The organism is Chryseosolibacter indicum, assembly GCF_018598585.1.
GTDB lineage: Bacteria > Bacteroidota > Bacteroidia > Cytophagales > Cyclobacteriaceae > Chryseosolibacter > Chryseosolibacter indicus.
In genome coordinates this window covers 1-16,558 of record NZ_JAHESD010000087.1, presented here as the reverse complement: position 1 = coordinate 16,558, position 16,558 = coordinate 1, and the positions used below count along the sequence as shown (strand labels likewise).

16 protein-coding genes, 1 tRNA gene and 1 other RNA gene are annotated in these 16,558 nt (G+C 39.1%); 15 read left to right on the top strand and 3 right to left on the bottom strand.

Translation table 11 applies throughout. From position 1 onward, the window contains the following. A partial coding sequence (locus KK060_RS22825; protein WP_254157235.1) for a hypothetical protein occupies positions 1-234 on the bottom strand: 234 nt, incomplete at its 3' end. Between the two features lie 142 nt (positions 235-376). On the opposite strand from KK060_RS22825, the gene KK060_RS22820 reads away from it, so the two are divergent. The 6 genes from KK060_RS22820 to KK060_RS22795 all read left to right on the top strand — a co-directional run bounded on the left by KK060_RS22820 (position 377) and on the right by KK060_RS22795 (position 7,368). Beyond that, entirely contained in the window at positions 377-1,645 is a 1,269-nt protein-coding gene (locus tag KK060_RS22820; RefSeq protein WP_254157233.1) for a M16 family metallopeptidase, read from the top strand. After that, positions 1,645-2,283: an O-methyltransferase gene (locus KK060_RS22815; protein WP_254157231.1), complete on the top strand. Its 639-nt coding sequence runs from the start codon at positions 1,645-1,647 to the stop codon at positions 2,281-2,283. The genes KK060_RS22820 and KK060_RS22815 overlap by 1 nt, the downstream gene beginning before the upstream one ends. Positions 2,284-2,364: 81 nt before the next feature. Beyond that, complete coding sequence (locus tag KK060_RS22810; RefSeq protein ID WP_254157229.1) at positions 2,365-4,194, top strand: LysM peptidoglycan-binding domain-containing protein; 1,830 nt, start codon at positions 2,365-2,367, stop codon at positions 4,192-4,194. Between the two features lie 137 nt (positions 4,195-4,331). After that, on the top strand, positions 4,332-4,745 hold the full coding sequence (locus KK060_RS22805) for a response regulator (protein WP_254157227.1): 414 nt from the start codon (positions 4,332-4,334) through the stop codon (positions 4,743-4,745). Positions 4,746-4,861: 116 nt separating this feature from the next. Next, the gene (locus KK060_RS22800) at positions 4,862-5,773 is read left to right on the top strand and encodes a DUF3078 domain-containing protein (RefSeq protein WP_254157225.1); all 912 of its coding nucleotides are present in this window, start codon (positions 4,862-4,864) and stop codon (positions 5,771-5,773) included. 38 nt (positions 5,774-5,811) lie between these two features. Next, positions 5,812-7,368 carry a helicase HerA-like domain-containing protein gene (locus KK060_RS22795; RefSeq protein ID WP_254157223.1) on the top strand — a complete coding sequence of 519 codons (1,557 nt, stop codon included), beginning with the start codon at positions 5,812-5,814 and terminating at the stop codon, positions 7,366-7,368. A 77-nt stretch (positions 7,369-7,445) separates the two neighbouring features. Here KK060_RS22795 and KK060_RS22790 read toward each other — a convergent pair whose 3' ends face one another. Together KK060_RS22790 and dnaX are read right to left on the bottom strand one after the other, a co-directional pair. Further along, on the bottom strand, positions 7,446-7,832 hold the full coding sequence (locus KK060_RS22790; protein ID WP_254157221.1) for a DUF8493 domain-containing protein: 387 nt from the start codon (positions 7,830-7,832) through the stop codon (positions 7,446-7,448). 224 nt (positions 7,833-8,056) lie between these two features. Further along, the gene (dnaX, locus tag KK060_RS22785; RefSeq protein WP_254157219.1) at positions 8,057-9,184 is read right to left on the bottom strand and encodes a DNA polymerase III subunit gamma/tau; all 1,128 of its coding nucleotides are present in this window, start codon (positions 9,182-9,184) and stop codon (positions 8,057-8,059) included. 221 nt (positions 9,185-9,405) lie between these two features. Between dnaX and ssrA the strand changes: the two genes are divergently transcribed. The 9 genes from ssrA to KK060_RS22740 all read left to right on the top strand — a co-directional run bounded on the left by ssrA (position 9,406) and on the right by KK060_RS22740 (position 16,549). Next, positions 9,406-9,799: a transfer-messenger RNA gene (ssrA, locus tag KK060_RS22780) on the top strand. 397 nt (positions 9,800-10,196) lie between these two features. Further along, positions 10,197-11,063, top strand: a complete 867-nt coding sequence (locus KK060_RS22775) for an STAS domain-containing protein (protein ID WP_254157217.1) — start codon at positions 10,197-10,199, stop codon at positions 11,061-11,063. Positions 11,064-11,068: 5 nt separating this feature from the next. Continuing rightward, a complete protein-coding gene (locus KK060_RS22770) occupies positions 11,069-11,467 on the top strand; it encodes an STAS domain-containing protein (RefSeq protein ID WP_254157215.1) in 399 nt (132 codons plus the stop codon). Further along, the gene (locus tag KK060_RS22765) at positions 11,451-11,861 is read left to right on the top strand and encodes an anti-sigma regulatory factor (RefSeq protein WP_254157206.1); all 411 of its coding nucleotides are present in this window, start codon (positions 11,451-11,453) and stop codon (positions 11,859-11,861) included. Before KK060_RS22770 ends, KK060_RS22765 begins: the two co-directional genes overlap by 17 nt. After that, complete coding sequence (locus KK060_RS22760; protein WP_254157204.1) at positions 11,854-12,873, top strand: ATP-binding protein; 1,020 nt, start codon at positions 11,854-11,856, stop codon at positions 12,871-12,873. Before KK060_RS22765 ends, KK060_RS22760 begins: the two co-directional genes overlap by 8 nt. Positions 12,874-12,910: 37 nt before the next feature. Continuing rightward, positions 12,911-14,563, top strand: coding sequence for an ATP-binding protein (locus KK060_RS22755; RefSeq protein ID WP_254157202.1), 1,653 nt, complete (start codon positions 12,911-12,913; stop codon positions 14,561-14,563). Between the two features lie 3 nt (positions 14,564-14,566). Continuing rightward, entirely contained in the window at positions 14,567-14,968 is a 402-nt protein-coding gene (locus tag KK060_RS22750) for a response regulator (protein ID WP_254157199.1), read from the top strand. 151 nt (positions 14,969-15,119) lie between these two features. Further along, entirely contained in the window at positions 15,120-16,268 is a 1,149-nt protein-coding gene (locus KK060_RS22745; protein ID WP_254157197.1) for a hypothetical protein, read from the top strand. A gap of 209 nt (positions 16,269-16,477) precedes the next feature. Continuing rightward, positions 16,478-16,549 (top strand) — tRNA-Arg (locus tag KK060_RS22740). Positions 16,550-16,558: the final 9 nt, after the last annotated feature.

The window sequence follows — 16,558 nt, the reverse complement described above, 5'->3', positions numbered from 1 at the left end:
ATCCATACGAATAATATGGCGACCGGCATTTAAAGGATCGTCATTATAAAAGCCGGATAGAATTCGGTGCGCGATTTGTTCAATTACTAATTCCTCGTCGGATTTACCCTCTTTACCGCGCCAGTAAACCCGGTTAGGATGACGTTTCATATCTTCAACATACTTCCGGGCTCTTTCGTATTGCTCTGAAGTGAAGGTGATAGTGAAACAGGTTTTTACTTTTTGTGTATTCATAGCGAATGAAAAATTACAATACTTATGCCATTTGCATTTCACTATAATTATACAGAAAAGCGGATAGTCGAAACAAGGCAATGCCCGAGGCCGGGCAAGAGTGTTCGCCGTTGAAACACTAACTCTTAACTTATTACTAAGAATGAAGAATATTAAGATATATACACTTTCGAATGGTATCAGGATCGTGCATCAGCCAGTTGCTACTACTAAGATTGTACATTGCGGAATTATATTGGATATCGGTAGCCGGGATGAGTCGTTCGATAACCAGGGGATAGCACACTTTTGGGAGCACATGGCATTTAAGGGGACGAAGCGCAGGAAGGCATACCACATTATCAGCAGTCTTGACTCAATAGGTGGAGAGTTAAATGCGTATACCGATAAAGAGAAGGTTGTATTCTACGCTTCCGTAAGAGACAATTATTTTGAACGTGCTGTAGATGTGTTGAGTGATATCACCTTCAATTCTATTTTCCCTGACAACCAGATAGAGAAGGAAAGAGGTGTTATTCTCGAGGAGATGGCAATGTATCTGGATAGCCCTGATGATTCGTTACAGGATGAATTTGAAACAGTTGTCTATGGAAATCATCCGATGGGAATGAATATTCTTGGAAGACCAGAGACAGTAAAGTCATTTAGGAAGAGAGATTTTGTATCCTTTGTAAAGAACCACATGAGCACGGATAAGATTGTGTTCTCATGTGTTGGTAATATTGCCCCTGAAGCGATTGAGCGAATAGCACGTTCTTATTTTGAAGGGATACCGAAGCAAAAGGCAACGGCAAAAAGAAAGCGGTTTAGTAATTACAAACCAGGAGAAGTAATTCTTAAGCGCACGGTTAAGCAGGCTAAATGCGCTATTGGAAGAGATGCTTATCCTTTTGGGCACGAAAACAGAATTCCGCTTTTTCTTCTGGTAAACATGCTGGGGGGCCCGGGTATGAACTCCAGGCTTAACCTTGCCTTACGTGAAAAATATGGGTTTGTTTATTCTATTGATGCTCATTATATCCCTTACACAGACACAGGTATGTTTGCTGTATTCTTTGGTACTGAGCCGAAACAATTGGATAAGTGTATATCGCTTGTAAAGAAGGAATTGTACAGGTTCTGCGAAAAGCCATTAACAAGTAGACAACTTTCTTCCGCTAAGGAACAACTAAAGGGCCAGCTGGCAATGGCAGAAGAAAATAATCTGAGTCTCATGCTGATGATGGGCCGCAGCTTGTTGGATATAGGAAACATTCCTACGCTCGAAGAAACGTATAATACCATTGATGAGATCACTTCAAAGAAACTTCAAAAGATAGCTAAAGAAATTTTCAATGAAGATTCCCTGAGTTATCTGATCATGGAACCGGAGAAAAAGTTAGTTTCGAACGGACATGCAGTTTTAGTATAATGGATTTTATTAACCAGGATATTCAGCGTTATGCTGAGCAACATACATCTGAAGAAGCCGATCTTTTGAAGACAATTAACCGGGATACGCACGCCAAAGTACTGAAGCCGCGCATGCTCTCAGGCCATCTTCAGGGGAGGCTATTATCTATGATCAGCCATATGATAAGGCCGAAATACATCCTTGAGATAGGAACATATACCGGGTATTCGGCGCTATGCCTGGCTGAAGGGCTTCAGGATGGAGGAAAGTTGATAACAATTGATGTTAATGAGGAGTTGGAAAAGGTGACAAGAGGGTATTTTGCAAAATCAGCTTATCAGGAGAAGATTGAATATATCGTAGGAAATGCAAGAGAAGTGGTACCAGCATTAAGCTATAAGTATGATCTGGTATTTATTGATGCAGATAAAGAAAGTTACAGTACCTATCTGGATTTAGTTATAGATCACGTAAATTTGAATGGTATTATTTTAGCCGATAACGTTCTCTGGAGCGGCAAGGTTATTGAAGCAAAGTCTGATAAAGATACCCGCGCAATCTTGGATTTTAATAAGAAAGTACACAATGATAAGCGGGTAGAAAACGTTCTGCTGCCAGTACGTGATGGAATAATGATGATGCGAAAGGTTGGATAGATGTTTAGAATAGTGGTGGATTGAAGTGTGACCCTTCATTCATTACAAGCGGACATCTTGGTTAAATCGTAATTTTTTGAAATGAGAATATTCACTGCGCTCTTACTGGCTGTTTCATTTTTTACAGCAGCGCAAACACCCCAGGTTCCTCATAAAATGTCCTTTGCTGGTATGTCGTTAACAATACGCGATGATGCCAGGAAAGAGATTCAGAAAGATGTTGACGCTCTGACAGCGTCTCCGCGGCACTTCAACATTAAGGCAGAGAGAGCAAAGATTTACTTTCCCGTTATTGAAAAAATCTTAGCTGAAGAAGATGTGCCGGACGATTTTAAATACCTGGTCCTTCAGGAAAGCGCCCTGATTGCTGATGCTGTGTCTGTTTCCAATGCCGTAGGTTTCTGGCAGTTTAAAGACTTTACAGCAAAAGAAATGGGCTTACGTGTAGATAAAGACATTGATGAGCGTATGAATATCGCAGCTTCTACACGTGGTGCAGCGCGGTATATTAAGAAGAACAACACATTTTTTGATAACTGGCTATATGCGCTTCAAGCTTATCAAATGGGAGCGGGAGGTGTGATGCGTTCTGAAAAAAACACGCACAAGGGAGAGAAACACGCTGAAATCACAAGCAGTACGTATTGGTATGTTAAGAAGTTTCTGGCGCATAAAGTCGCTTTTGAAAACGTGAAAGGTGATGGAGCAGTAAACCTGCTGGTATACCAGAGCAAAACAAAAAAGTCGTTATCAGATTTTGCAAAAGAAGTCTCTGCTGACGAAAATGAATTAAAAGAGTATAACAAATGGGTGCGATCAGGAGATATCCCTGATGACAGAACATACGCTGTTTTAATTCCCATAGCATCAGGAAAAACTATACCGGCTGAATCCGAAACCATTGCAGCACGGCAAGAGACGGTAAGTGATAAGGGAACGGTAAAACAGGAAACAGTTAAAAGTAAAATTAATGGTGTTCCTGTCATACAAGCTTTAGACGGAGAAACGCCAGCAAAACTGGCAACCCGGGCTGGGGTAGATCTAAGCGCTTTTTTAAAGTGGAACGATATCAATTACAGCAGTGCTGTTATACCGGGCGCCTTCTACTTCTTAGCTAAGAAAAGAAATCGTTCGGAGGAGGATTTCCATAAGCTACAAAAGGGGGAAACTCTTTGGATGGTAAGCCAGCGATACGGAGTTCAATTAAAGAAGTTGAAAAAGTATAACCGCCTTCAGAATGAAACATTGAAAGAAGGCACAATGCTATGGCTTTCGTCAACAAAGCCACGCAATAGTTCAAAAAATGAGAAGATCAACACGCCTATCGTTGAAGTTGATGAGGGAAATACCTTTAATTGGTCTGCAGACCCGGTACAGGAGGTAGACCTAACTACCAGAAAGGAAGAGCCAGTAGTATCCGTTGTAACGGATCCGATAAGCGTTGTAACGTCTTCCGGGTCTAATCAAGTTGAGACGAATTCAAATAATACAGATAGTGATCCAGTGGCTGTAAGCGAGAAGCCTGTCATAATTACTGAGGATACGGTAAGGGTTGCGCGTGTTGACGAAGTTCCAAAGAAAAGCGAACACTTAGTAGTACAAGGAGAAACCCTTTATGCAATAGCGAAGAAGTACAATGTAAGTGTCATGGACCTGGTGAATTGGAATAACCTGGACTTACAACAAGGCATAAAACCTGGCCAGTTACTAAAGCTTTCTGAAAATCAGCAAATTGTAAAAGTAGTTTCTTCAAATGTTGAAGAGATTTTTCATGAAGTTAAACCATCTGATACCTTGTATAGTATAGCAAGGAAATATGGCGTAACTATCAAGGATTTGATGGACTGGAATCAGAAGAAAGATTTTGCACTTTCAGTAGGAGAAAAACTTCGGATAAGGGCAACACAATAAGAGATTCAAAATAATATTTCAGATTTTTATTAAAATACAGCGGCTATTTTTATTAGCTTATCTGAAAAATTTTGAAAAAAGGGATATTTTTGTGACTTCATACATTGTGGCGTGTGGCCTGACCTTACTAAATGTAAATGCAAACCGATACTAAAACGATTGACCTGGTAATGCTTGTTGATGACAACGATACTGATAATTTTATCAGTAAAAGGATCATAGAGATAACAAAGTTTGCCAAAAGAGTTGAAGTAAAAGGCTCTGGAAAAGCGGCATTAGATTACCTGCGAGAGAACCAGAATAATCCTGATAATCTTCCTAGTCTTATTTTCCTTGATATTAACATGCCCATCGTGGATGGGTTCGTTTTCCTATACGAGTTCGAGAAATTCAACGAGACCGTACGTAATAAATGTAAGGTTATCATTTTATCCAGTTCGGATAACAAGAGAGACATCGATAAAATTGTTAACAATAATCACGTTATCAAGTTTATCACCAAACCGCTTACAGAGGTAGCTCTTGATGAGATCAAATTGAATAATATTTGACCCATTATCTTAAAAGTAAGTCCACTTCTGTTTCGTCCGATCATTAGACTCCGTGTGCTTAGTCTTTGGCGTTAGCCATCTATTCCATTCTCTTAAACATTAAACCTTTAAGCTCAATGAAATATTATTCTATTCATCATGTTCTTGTAATGTGCTTGCTCTGTTTTGTTGGATATGCTTCTAAAGCACAAAGCAGTGAACCTGATACTTTACTTTGGAAGAGGAAGTTTAACCTGACCCTAAACTTCAACCAGGCCGCCTTCTCGTCAAATTGGAAGGCAGGGGGTATTAATTCTATAGGGTTTAATTCCATTTTTAATTATAAGGCAAATTATAAGGATAAGAAGAACTCATGGGATAACGAGCTTGATGTCGCATTTGGTTTTGTTAACAGCTCAGGCCAAGGTTATAGAAAAACTATTGATCGCTTGTTTCTTGATACCAAGTACGGATATGAGTTGAATAAAAACTGGGGCGTGTTCTCGTCGCTCAATCTTTTATCCCAATTCTCAAGAGGCTATAATTACAAGGACGATAATGTTTCAGCGCTAATTTCTGATTTTTTTGCTCCCGCATTCATTACATCAGCGTGGGGTGTTGAGTATCATCCTGCCGAATACTTTAAGCTTAGAATATCGCCATTTGCTCCGCGTCTTACTATTGTACATGATGCGAGAAGGTTTACCCGCACTGTAGATTCAAAGCCTTATGGGGTAGACTCGACCAAAACCACACGATTTGAGTGGTTGGCTTTTCAAATGCAGGCAGAATTCAATAAAGAAATTGTAAAGAATATAAACCTGAAATGGCGATATCTTTTATATGCTAATTATGAAACCTTAGATCTTAAAACTATTGATCACCGTGTAGATATAGACATAATAGCGAAGGTGAATAAATACATTAATGTAGGTATTGGAGGTATACTGCTTTACGATTTTGACCAGGACTCAGGAGCACAGCTTAGTCAGGTTTTTTCATTTGGATTCCTTTATACCTTCCAGAATTATCAGGATTCTAAAAAGTAGTGTTGGCAGGTTATACTTGTTTTCTTTAAGTTTAGTTTATGGATATCCGGAAATTTACAGAGGCTATTAATAAATCATACACTTTTAGTGGTTCATCTATTTACTTAGGAGGTGGCGTCTATAGGGGTGAGATTATTCCAGAAGCAAAGGTTAATCTCTCACTAAGAATGATGAACCGTCATGGTCTTGTTACGGGAGCTACAGGTTCCGGTAAAACCCGAACACTTCAGGTAATAGCAGAACAGCTATCTGCGGCGGGCGTTCCTGTTTTCATTCCGGATATGAAGGGCGATCTATCAGGATTTGCAAAAGAGGGAGCCACAAATGATAAAATTGTTGAACGTGCTACGGCACTTGGTTTTAAGTACTCACCTTCTGCTTATCCGGTTGAGATATACTCTTTGAGTGGCAAACTAGGCGCACAAATGCGCGCAACAGTAACAGAGTTTGGTCCTGTTCTTTTATCTAAAATTCTTGAATTAAATGAAGTACAAACCGGAGTATTGAATGTTATTTTCAAATATGCCGACGACAAGAATCTTCCGATAGTAGATTTTAATGATCTTAAGAAGGTACTGAATTATTTAACGGAAGGAAAAGGTGCGGAAGAAATTAAAGCTGACTATGGAAAAATTTCAGGTGCTACTGCAGGAACTATACTCCGCAAGATCGCTTCACTTGAGCAGCAAGGGATAAGTGAACTGTTCGGAGAAACTTCTTTTGATATAGATGACTTATTTCAAAAAGTGGACGGGCGTGGAGTAATAAGTTTGTTAAATGTTTCGGATGTTCAAAGTCAACCTGCTATCTTCTCTACTTTTATGCTTGCCTTGCTTGCAGAGATTTATCAATCTTTGCCGGAAGTAGGTGATATTGATAAGCCTAAGCTTGTGTTTTTTCTTGATGAGGCCCATCTTCTTTTTAAAGATGCGTCAAAAGCTTTTCTAGAGCAGATAGAACAGGTAGTAAGATTAATCAGGTCAAAAGGTGTAGGTGTTTTCTTCTGTACGCAGCTCACATCTGATATACCTCCGGCAGTGTTGTCACAACTTGGTAATCGGGTTCATCATGTTATTCGTGCATTTACTCCCAACGATGTAAAGTCATTAAAAGAAACGGTAAAGACTTTTCCAAAGTCTGAGTTCTACGATATGGAGCAACAGTTTACCCAACTCGGAACAGGCCAGGCATTTATTACAGTGCTTAATGAGAAAGGTATTCCTACAGAAACGGTTGTTACTCATCTGATCCCTCCGGCTTCTGTAATGGGCCCGATTTCTTCCAATGAATACAATGAGCATTTAAGAAATTCTGATTTGTATAAGAAATATAAAGATCCCGTAGATCCTGAGAGCGCATTTGAAATACTTGGCGATCGCATGAAAAGGGATGAAGAAGAACTTGAGCGTGAAAGGGAAGAAAAGGTAACACAGCGATCAGCCGGGGGAAGAAGGAAAGAAAAATCTACTTTTGAAGAAGTGATGGCTTCTCCTGTAGCCAAACAGGTAGGGCGTGAGCTGGTAAGAGGCGTTTTTGGAATGCTTTTCGGTACACCATCAAGAAGATCTTCATCGAAAAGAAAAAGTTTCTTTTAATTGATATAAGGCTTTAGCATACTGGATTGGAAGTCTTTTGATCATTCTTTGTATACAAGCTTTGTTAGGTTCTGATCTTAATAATCGGTATCCAAACCAAGTCGATCTCTTAACTCTTTTAACATCGGGTTCTTCTCCATAAGGTACTCGAATTTCTCACGGGGGGTGTACATAACCTTCCTTGTGTCATCCGATGATGCCTGAAGTTCACCTTTTACCTGAATGGTGTTGTTTCTAAGTTTATCTCTTAAAAAGCTGGCAATTTCGCTTTTAATGTTATTCAACATTGTATCATGAATAGGGCTTAGTAGTGATACAACGATAACGTTATTCCTTATTTCAAAGGGCTGAGTAAGCATTTGATATTCTGCCTGAAATTTTTTCCTTTGCTCTGCATATTCAAGCCAGGCGGTTCTTAATTGTTCAGGAGTAAATGGCTCGTCAACGGGTTTGTTAACTGGCACCCCTGTCTTTTCATCCTTCTTGTCTGTGCGAAGGAGATCGGTAAGTTTAATCGTTTTTGGAGTAGTTTTCGGCCTGTTGTCAACAGCGGGTGTTTGAGTTGTATTTTCTTTAAGCGGGTTTATAACCGGCTTATTCTCGACTTCTCTTTTTTCAATAATGCTATCTTCAGAAATATCTGCTCCATTTGAAGGAGAACCGGCTTCTGTAGTAAGACTTTCGTCTTCTACACTAATTTTTTTTTTAAGCCTGCCTGTTCGGAGGAAATGCCATTGGTAGCAGCGAGTTGCTCTACTGAAAGTACATGGCTAACATGGGCCATTTTCATTAATGCCAGTTCAACAGAGAGGCGTTGATTTTTACTGCTTTTATAACCAAGATCGCATTGATTGGAAATGTTCAACCATGTAAGCAGAATGGAAGGTGGACATGATTGCGCTTGTTCAGCATACTTTCTTTTAACACTTTCCGGAACTTCCATCAATTGAACAGTTCGGGCGTCTTGTGATACTAGAAGATTTCTTAAATGCTCACTTAAGCCTACAATAAAGTTGTGTCCATCAAAGCCTTTTTTTAGTACTTCATCAAATAATAATAAAGGCTGTGTGTGACTTCTTGTGAGTAACGAATCTACAACTTTAAAATAGTAGTCGTAGTCAAGAATATGAAGGTTCAATAACGTTGCTTTGAAGGTAACACCCTTTCCTGAAGAATAGGTTACCATCAGGTCAAAGATAGACAGGGCATCGCGAAGAGCACCGTCAGCCTTTTGGGAGATCAGATGCAAAGCCTCATCTTCAGCAGGAATGCTTTCTCGTTGAGCAATTTTCTTCAGGTGATTGGCAATGTCACTGATTTGAATTCGGTTAAAATCAAAGATCTGACATCTGGAGAGTATCGTTGGGATTACCTTATGCTTTTCAGTAGTAGCCAGAATAAAAATTGCATACGAAGGAGGTTCTTCCAATGTTTTTAGGAACGCATTAAACGCTGCGTTGGACAACATGTGAACCTCGTCTATAATATAAACTTTGAATTTTCCGAATTGTGGTGGGTAACGAACCTGATCAATTAGGTTTCGTATGTCTTCTACTGAGTTATTTGAAGCAGCGTCAAGTTCAAAAATATTAAGAGAATTGTTCTCCGTTCTTTCTTCAAAACCATTAATTAAACGCGCAACAATTCGTGCGCATGTGGTTTTTCCTACGCCTCGGGGCCCGCAGAAAAGTAGAGCTTGGGCCAGTTTATTGTTATCAATGGCATTCTTAAGTGTAGTGGTAATATGCTCCTGACCAACTACCTCGTCAAAACCTGTAGGTCTGTATTTGCGTGCCGATACAACAAAATTCTCCATGGGAGGTGCAAGATAGAATGCAATTGACAATTGACAAGGCCGCAGTTGACAATAAATTTTAGCCTTTTAGTAGTGAAGAATTCATAACAACCTGACAAGAAGTGAGATGCATATCTACTTATGAATATTGACTTTCATTAGGTTAACAGGAACATTTTTAATCCTATATTTGTCTTCTATTTACATTTGACTGATGTCGAAATGTACGTTCATTGATTTATGGGGCCGACCGGTTTTGACAGGATGCGTAATTACGTATGTAAGCATGCAGGCTCATGGGATGAGAGCCTTGAAAGATAGTCCTACAACATACTTGGCGAGTCTAACTACGCCATGGCTGCTTAATTTAGCTGATAGCTAGATTAGCTTATCCCGATTAAGAATCGGGAGGCCATCATCGCTCAGTGCCTTTGTTTTACGGGTGCTGGTTTAGCGATGTCGTTTAGTAAAACTGCTCCGTGTGATGTTGCTAAACACGGCTAAGACTAAGCAACTAAGGAGAAGTTTAGGATGTTGGTAACCTTGCTTTTCCCTACAATTAAAATTCAACTAAGCATGTAGAAGGTACGGCATTATCTTCTCTGGACCAGAGTTCGATTCTCTGCGGCTCCACTATTATTTTCATTCTCTCATTCTCCTTACAGGAATGAGGGTGCAAAGGCTTTTCTATTAATGAATGGGCGCTTTAATCTCTTGGGAGACTTTCTATTTGCGCTTTCATTGCCTTTCTTGGTATTGTTTCCTGTTCAAATAGAAAGTTAAGAGTCTTTGCATTAGGCAATTTTTTTTAAAATTCGTCCTTCTGTTTAATCTTTTGATAATTCATTTGATAACCTTGATCTCTTACTATTTATAGTCTTACCACCTGTAGGTCAAAGGGTTATGCTATAAATCTTTTCAATAGGCATAATTTTTTATAGCAAATTTAATCTTCCTTTTATCACATAAGGAGGCTAGAGTCTCCATTTTAATACCTAAATAGCACAATTATTTACCTTTCCTTTAATAAATCATGAAAAACGAAGCGATAAAGATCTTTCAGAAGAAAAAGAAAGCTGTTCTTGAGAACTGGATGAAATTCCAACTTGCAGATGAGGGCCTTCGGGAAGATCTTATGAGTAACGAAGATCTTCGTTCTCAGTCTGAGGAGTTGCTTGATGCGTTTATCGACAACCTTTCGGATGAAAATATTGATGATCCAGCTAATAGTGCTTTCGAGGCGATTGTTGATATATTAAGCGGTATATCCATATCTCGAGCAAAGCAGGGATTTTCACCGAGAGAGACCGGCATTTTTGTTTTCAGCCTTAAGGATGCTTTATTGAACGTTCTTCAACAAGAAATTAAAGATCCGCAGGAGCTTTATGTGCAAAGTCTTAAAATAATTAAAATCATAGATAGCTTCGGAATAAGCACCTTTGAAACATTTATTAAAGGCAGAGAAGAAGTTATTCTTCGTCAGACAGATGAAATATCTGAAATCTCAACACCAGTAATAAGGGTATGGGATGGCATTCTTGCTTTACCTATTATTGGTACACTTGATAGTGCCCGTACACAGATTGTAATGGAAAACCTTTTACAAGAAATTGTTGAGAGCGGAAGCAGCATTGCCATTCTTGATATATCCGGCGTACCTGCGGTAGATTCCCTGGTGGCGCAACATTTGATAAAAACAGTAAGTGCGACAAGATTAATGGGGGCTGAGTGTATCATTAGTGGTATCCGTCCAGAGATAGCACAGACTGTAGTACATCTTGGTATAGACCTTTCACAAGTTGTAACAAAGGCTTCATTAGCAAGTGCACTAAAAACTGCTTTTGGTTTATTACAACTTCAGGTAGTTAAAAAACAAAAACAACAACAGATAACAGAATAGTTTTCATGGAGAAAATTCCTATTCTAAGAATGGGTAACCTGCTTCTTGTGACGATCCAGGTTGACTTATACGACCGGCTTGCTGAAACATTGGAAAGCGACCTCGTTCAAATGATAAAAAAAACAGGTGCACGTGGTGTACTCATTGATATTTCAGCCGTAAGTATTATCGACTCCTTCATGGGAAGGATCATCGGTAACATTGCTACAATGTCAAAAATACTTGATGCTGAAACTGTAGTAGTGGGCATGCAACCAGCTGTGGCAATAACTCTTGTTGAATTAGGCCTTCCCCTCAATGGTGTTCTTACCGCTTTAAACGTCGAAAAAGGTATGGAGCTGCTAAAGAAAAAAATAGCAGAAGAGGAACCTGAGGAGGAAGAGGACCATGGTGACACTGAATAGGGAGAGCATGTCTATCATGCGTGAAATAGACGTAATTCCTTTTAGAAACAGGCTTAAGGAGTATGCGGTGAAGATTGGAATGAGCCTGGTTAATCAAACGAAAATTATCACTGCTGCAAGCGAACTGGCTCGTAACATGTTAAAGTATGCCAACGGGGGTAAGGTTACAATTGAAGTAGTAAGTAAGGGAAGAGAGAACGGAATACGTATGGTCTTTAAGGATGAGGGCCCCGGTATTCCTGATATTGATAAGGCAATGAAGGACGGATTTTCTACAGGAAAAAGTTTAGGACTTGGGTTGCCAGGAACTAAAAGACTGGTGAGCGAATTTGCTATAACTTCGGAAGTTGGAAAAGGAACAACAGTCATAGTGACGAAATGGAAGAATGGATAAGACATTTGCCAGCTACCGCATTGAAGAACGAAGTTACGTTGCTTACATAAAAAGGGAAATACATCGGGAGGTTGCAAATACCAGGTTTAATGAGCAGAAACGAGGAGAGATAGACATCATTGTTTCAGAACTTGCCTCTAACCTGGTTAAACATGCGAAAGGTGGGGACTTTCTTTACAGAGTATATGACGAGGGAGAAAAAGATTCTGTTTTCGAAATGCTGTGTATAGATAGTGGAGTAGGCATGGCAGACCCTGCAAAAATGATGAGAGATGGTGTCTCAACAACACACACTTTAGGGCAGGGCCTTGGTGCTATTCAGAGATTAAGCGATAATTTTCAGCTATATTCACTGCCTAAGTGGGGTACCATTATCTATTCCATGGTTACAACTAATAGTGATAAAACTTTGCGAAAGTCAGCGACGCTGGATGTAGACATCTCAGCACTGTGTGTAAATAAGCCAAAAGAAACGGTTTGCGGTGATGCTTTTGCAATGAAGCGTACCGACTCAACTATTCAAATTTTTCTTGGCGATGGGTTAGGACATGGAGAACATGCACATGAAGCAGTAAAAAAGGCTGTCAGCTCTTTCACGGAATGTGAGGAAAGTGACCCTGTTTCCATCTTGCGATATATGCATGAAAAGGTGAGAAGAACAAGGGGATTGGTAGCATCAGTTGCAGTACTTGATTTGAAAAGTAAATACTGGAAAATATGTGCTGTTGGTAACATCCTTACCCGGTTATATACCGGAATTACCTTTAGGAATTACCTTTCTTATAATGGTACTGTTGGGATGAATATTCCTAATTCACTGCATAACTCAGAATTTGATGCAGAGAAAAATCAGTTTCTGGTAATGTGTTCTGACGGAATAAGATCTCGTTATGACATCTCAAAATATCCCTCTGTTTTGAAGTACGATATGATGGTTTTGGCTGGCGCAATATATAAAGACTATACAAGAGGAAATGATGATTCCTCAATAGTAGTTGCTAAGGTAAGTTGAGATCGATGATGCATGCTATTCAATAATTGGTTAGTGTATGAAAGAAATAGTAAAAGTAAAGCTTGAAAATGAAATGGATCTTATTCTGGCACATAAGCGTGCTATGAAACTTTGTGAGCTTACTGGCTTTTCGTTGATTAATCAAACGTCCATTGCAACAGCAGTTTCTGAAATTGCAAGATGTGCTATCGAGCATGGACAGAATGCAATATTGTTATTAGGGATAGAATCGGGGGTAACCAAAAAGTTTTTAAAGGCAAGTATACGAGATACTATCGATTTTACGCAAAGAGCAGGAGAAGCTTGTTCTTATGCTAAACGTCTGGTTGATGATATTGAAATTGTAAGATCAGGTAAGGATATTCAGATTAACTTGAAACAGCAACTCAATTTTGGAGGGACAATAACAGATTCGAAAATTGAATCGTTTATTGGATACTTCAAAAATGAACCACCCCTTTCTGCCTATGATGAATTACGCAGAAAGAATTTGCTTTTACAAGACCTGGCAGAAAAGATCAGAGATAGTGAGAATGATTATCGCATTCTTACTGACTCGTTGCCATTAATGATGTTCTCTGTTAATAACAGGGGAGTGATTACTTATACTAATAAATGGCTTCAAGACTTTTTGGGAACAGTACCAAAAGAATTAAACAGTAATGCATGGCAAAATTTTCTGCATCCATCTGATTATTCTGCTTTTGGAAAAGAGATCACAGCATCGGTTCAAAGGCAAAGTCCTTTTAATGGTCAATACCGATTTAAAGAGAAGGCCACAGGTAACTTTATTTGGCATATGTTCTCTGCTATTCCTTTAAAAAATGAAAAGGAGATTGTTACACGGTGGATAGGATTTATTGTTGATATAAGCGCGCAGAAACAGGTAGACCAAACACTAAAGGACAACAAGGAGCTAAAGGAGATTCAGGATCAGTTATTTAACAACCAGGAGGAACTTCAACGCAAGGTTGTTGAGTTGAATCGCAGTAATTATGAGCTGGAGCAATTTGCGCATTTGGCATCACACGATTTACAGGAACCTCTTCGTAAGCTTTTCTTTTACTCGGATGTTTTAAAGAGAAAGTTCTCAGATAAAATTGATGAGGCAGGTGTAGGAATCCTTAATAATATGACTGCAGCAGCAGGTCGTATGAAAGAGTTGATCAATGATCTTTTAAGTTACTCTCAGCTTCAGAAACAACAGATTGTTTTTGAAGATGTAGACCTTAACGATACCATTAGTGATATCATCAAAGATCTCGATCTTACAATCAAAGAAAAAAATGCGGTAGTTAAATTTGCAGAGATGCCAAATGTACGAGGCAATCCGCTCAGACTCCGTCAGCTTTTTATAAATCTTATTTCCAACTCATTAAAATACTCTAAGAAGGACGTTGCTCCTCAGATAGAAATAACATCCGAAACAGATGGCGGGAATTATTACATTCGGGTAAAGGATAATGGTATTGGGTTCGAAGAACAATACAGCGAGCGGATTTTTGGCTTGTTTGAAAGACTTCATACCCGAAATGAATTTCCGGGTACAGGAATAGGGTTGTCCATTTGTAAGCGAATAGCAGAGTTACATCAAGGTAAAATATCTGCGACCTCTAAAGTTGGTGAGTATTCGATTTTTTCTATAGAATTGCCGGTTGTAGGAAAGAAAGAAACTGTAGAAGCGGATTAAGATATGGAAAACAATTACGAAATTCTTGTAGTAGATGATGATAGAGAAGATCATCTGATATTATCGGAGTACTTTAGGGATATAGGAATTGAAAACAGAGTTCACTATGTTGAAAACGGTAAGTATGCCTTAGAGTACATGGAGAAAATTGCACTTGATAATAAACTTCCGCGTCTGGTAATTCTTGATCTTAACATGCCAATCATGAATGGCACACAAACACTGCTTCATATGAAGCAATCTTTTAGATTAAAGAATGTGCCTGTTATTATTTTTTCGACTTCAGAAAATGAAACAGAAAAGAGAAAGTGTTTAAGTCTTGGTGCGGTTGATTATCTTGTTAAACCAGTTTCTTATAATGAGGGTTTACTCATGGTAAACAAATTTCGCTCGTTTTTAGAGTAATAGTTGAAGAAGCATCATAATAACCTCTTGGCCTTGTAGTACAAGGCTTTTTTATTTCCATTTAGTAGAAGTAGGCGTTTTGGATTAAAGCAGTCCTAATAGGTATATTAGCGCCGGATTAGAATTACTTTTCAATACCGCTTAGGGTTTTATGAGGCAAAAACAAGTACACATACTTATAGGCTGTGCAGATGCACGAGATCTTAGCCAGGTACAATTAGATGCAGTGGAACATATCAGTGCTGGCTTCTTAAAAAATGGAATAGTTATTGAAATGCACACCATTCGTGCCGCCGGCTCTTTTGTTACGCCTGATGTTGTTATGGATATCAAGCGCACCTTTGAACAGGCGCAACGTAATTCATCAGATGAAGATGTAACCTTAAGTTACTATGTGCATATACAGACTCACGGGCACTTAACAGAGGACTCAAATGACCATTACATAAGCCACGTGCATGACTTAAAAATTGTAGATGGGTCTCCATTAAATTGTGGTATGCTTGGTGCCTCATCTGTAGGGGTTGAACTGGAACGCATGATTGTGGAGGAGAAGCCTGAAATTGAAGTGAGAGGAAAGCGCATCAAGATTTACAACGATACAAAAATAAAGCTGCTGCTCAAGGAGGTTTATGCTTATGATGGATACCTCGCGGGTGATTGGATTAAAAGCATTGATTTGCTGAGAACACATCCCCGCCACCAGCGAACCATTCTTGAGAAAGCAATAGCAAGTGACCCGGAATTGAAGGTGCTTAATATTCAGATTACGTCTGGTATACAGGATTATGCAATTCACTCGCTAATTCGTGTGGATGACGGAGAGCCGGAAGTTCCTTTCTGGGACCAGGTACAGCAATACGTTCGCATGAACGTACAAAACGACAGGCATGCAAAGGAAATTCTGATACTACAATCGCAAAAACAAAAGCCACTCGCGGGACTTCTGAGCTTAACCGATCCAAGGATGTCCTCAAGAGAACATGCAGCAAAGTATTATATGGATATGAAGGGCATTGCACATAATGGTGACTACCTTCCTAATACTTTGTTTAATATGACAGGTAGCTCATTCGACATACCTTACACCCCTTTTGGTCCTTATGTTATCGCGGGCTTCTTTTTCAGTGTTAAGCACCTCGCGTTGCTCGATCAGATGGTAATGGGATATGACACAGATCAGACAGGTCGCATGATGCAGAAGATCAAGAATGATCCGCTGATGAACATGATCGTTAAAAAATTTAAAGTAAACTTAATCCCGATCAATCAAGTCGATCTAATGAAAACTGTTGGTTAGTCGAATGATTTATATACAACCTAAAGATTAAATTTTATAACCCTGAAGTTTCGTTTATTTTTGCAAACCAGGAATCGTTAAACGACAATTTTAAGGACTTTAACCTTAAACTAAAATTTCAATGGATATCCCGATTTAAGATCGGGACAATTCTGAAGACCGAGGTTCGATGAAATAAAGTAAATAAACGATTACTTTAAATTTTTACTGGCTCCGTATTTCAATGGATAGAATTTCAGATTCCGATTCTGAAGATGCAGGTTCGATTCCTGCCGGGGCTACAACAGAAC

Coding starts and splice junctions, on each gene's coding strand:
- KK060_RS22755 (WP_254157202.1), top strand. CDS start 12,911: ATGAAAGAAATAGTAAAAGTAAAGCTTGAAAATGAAATGGATCTTATT.
- KK060_RS22745 (WP_254157197.1), top strand. CDS start 15,120: ATGAGGCAAAAACAAGTACACATACTTATAGGCTGTGCAGATGCACGA.
- KK060_RS22815 (WP_254157231.1), top strand. CDS start 1,645: ATGGATTTTATTAACCAGGATATTCAGCGTTATGCTGAGCAACATACA.
- KK060_RS22765 (WP_254157206.1), top strand. CDS start 11,451: ATGGTGACACTGAATAGGGAGAGCATGTCTATCATGCGTGAAATAGAC.
- KK060_RS22805 (WP_254157227.1), top strand. CDS start 4,332: ATGCAAACCGATACTAAAACGATTGACCTGGTAATGCTTGTTGATGAC.
- KK060_RS22795 (WP_254157223.1), top strand. CDS start 5,812: ATGGATATCCGGAAATTTACAGAGGCTATTAATAAATCATACACTTTT.
- KK060_RS22810 (WP_254157229.1), top strand. CDS start 2,365: ATGAGAATATTCACTGCGCTCTTACTGGCTGTTTCATTTTTTACAGCA.
- KK060_RS22750 (WP_254157199.1), top strand. CDS start 14,567: ATGGAAAACAATTACGAAATTCTTGTAGTAGATGATGATAGAGAAGAT.
- KK060_RS22760 (WP_254157204.1), top strand. CDS start 11,854: ATGGATAAGACATTTGCCAGCTACCGCATTGAAGAACGAAGTTACGTT.
- dnaX (WP_254157219.1), bottom strand. CDS start 9,184: ATGGAGAATTTTGTTGTATCGGCACGCAAATACAGACCTACAGGTTTT.
- KK060_RS22775 (WP_254157217.1), top strand. CDS start 10,197: ATGAAAAACGAAGCGATAAAGATCTTTCAGAAGAAAAAGAAAGCTGTT.
- KK060_RS22770 (WP_254157215.1), top strand. CDS start 11,069: ATGGAGAAAATTCCTATTCTAAGAATGGGTAACCTGCTTCTTGTGACG.
- KK060_RS22800 (WP_254157225.1), top strand. CDS start 4,862: ATGAAATATTATTCTATTCATCATGTTCTTGTAATGTGCTTGCTCTGT.
- KK060_RS22820 (WP_254157233.1), top strand. CDS start 377: ATGAAGAATATTAAGATATATACACTTTCGAATGGTATCAGGATCGTG.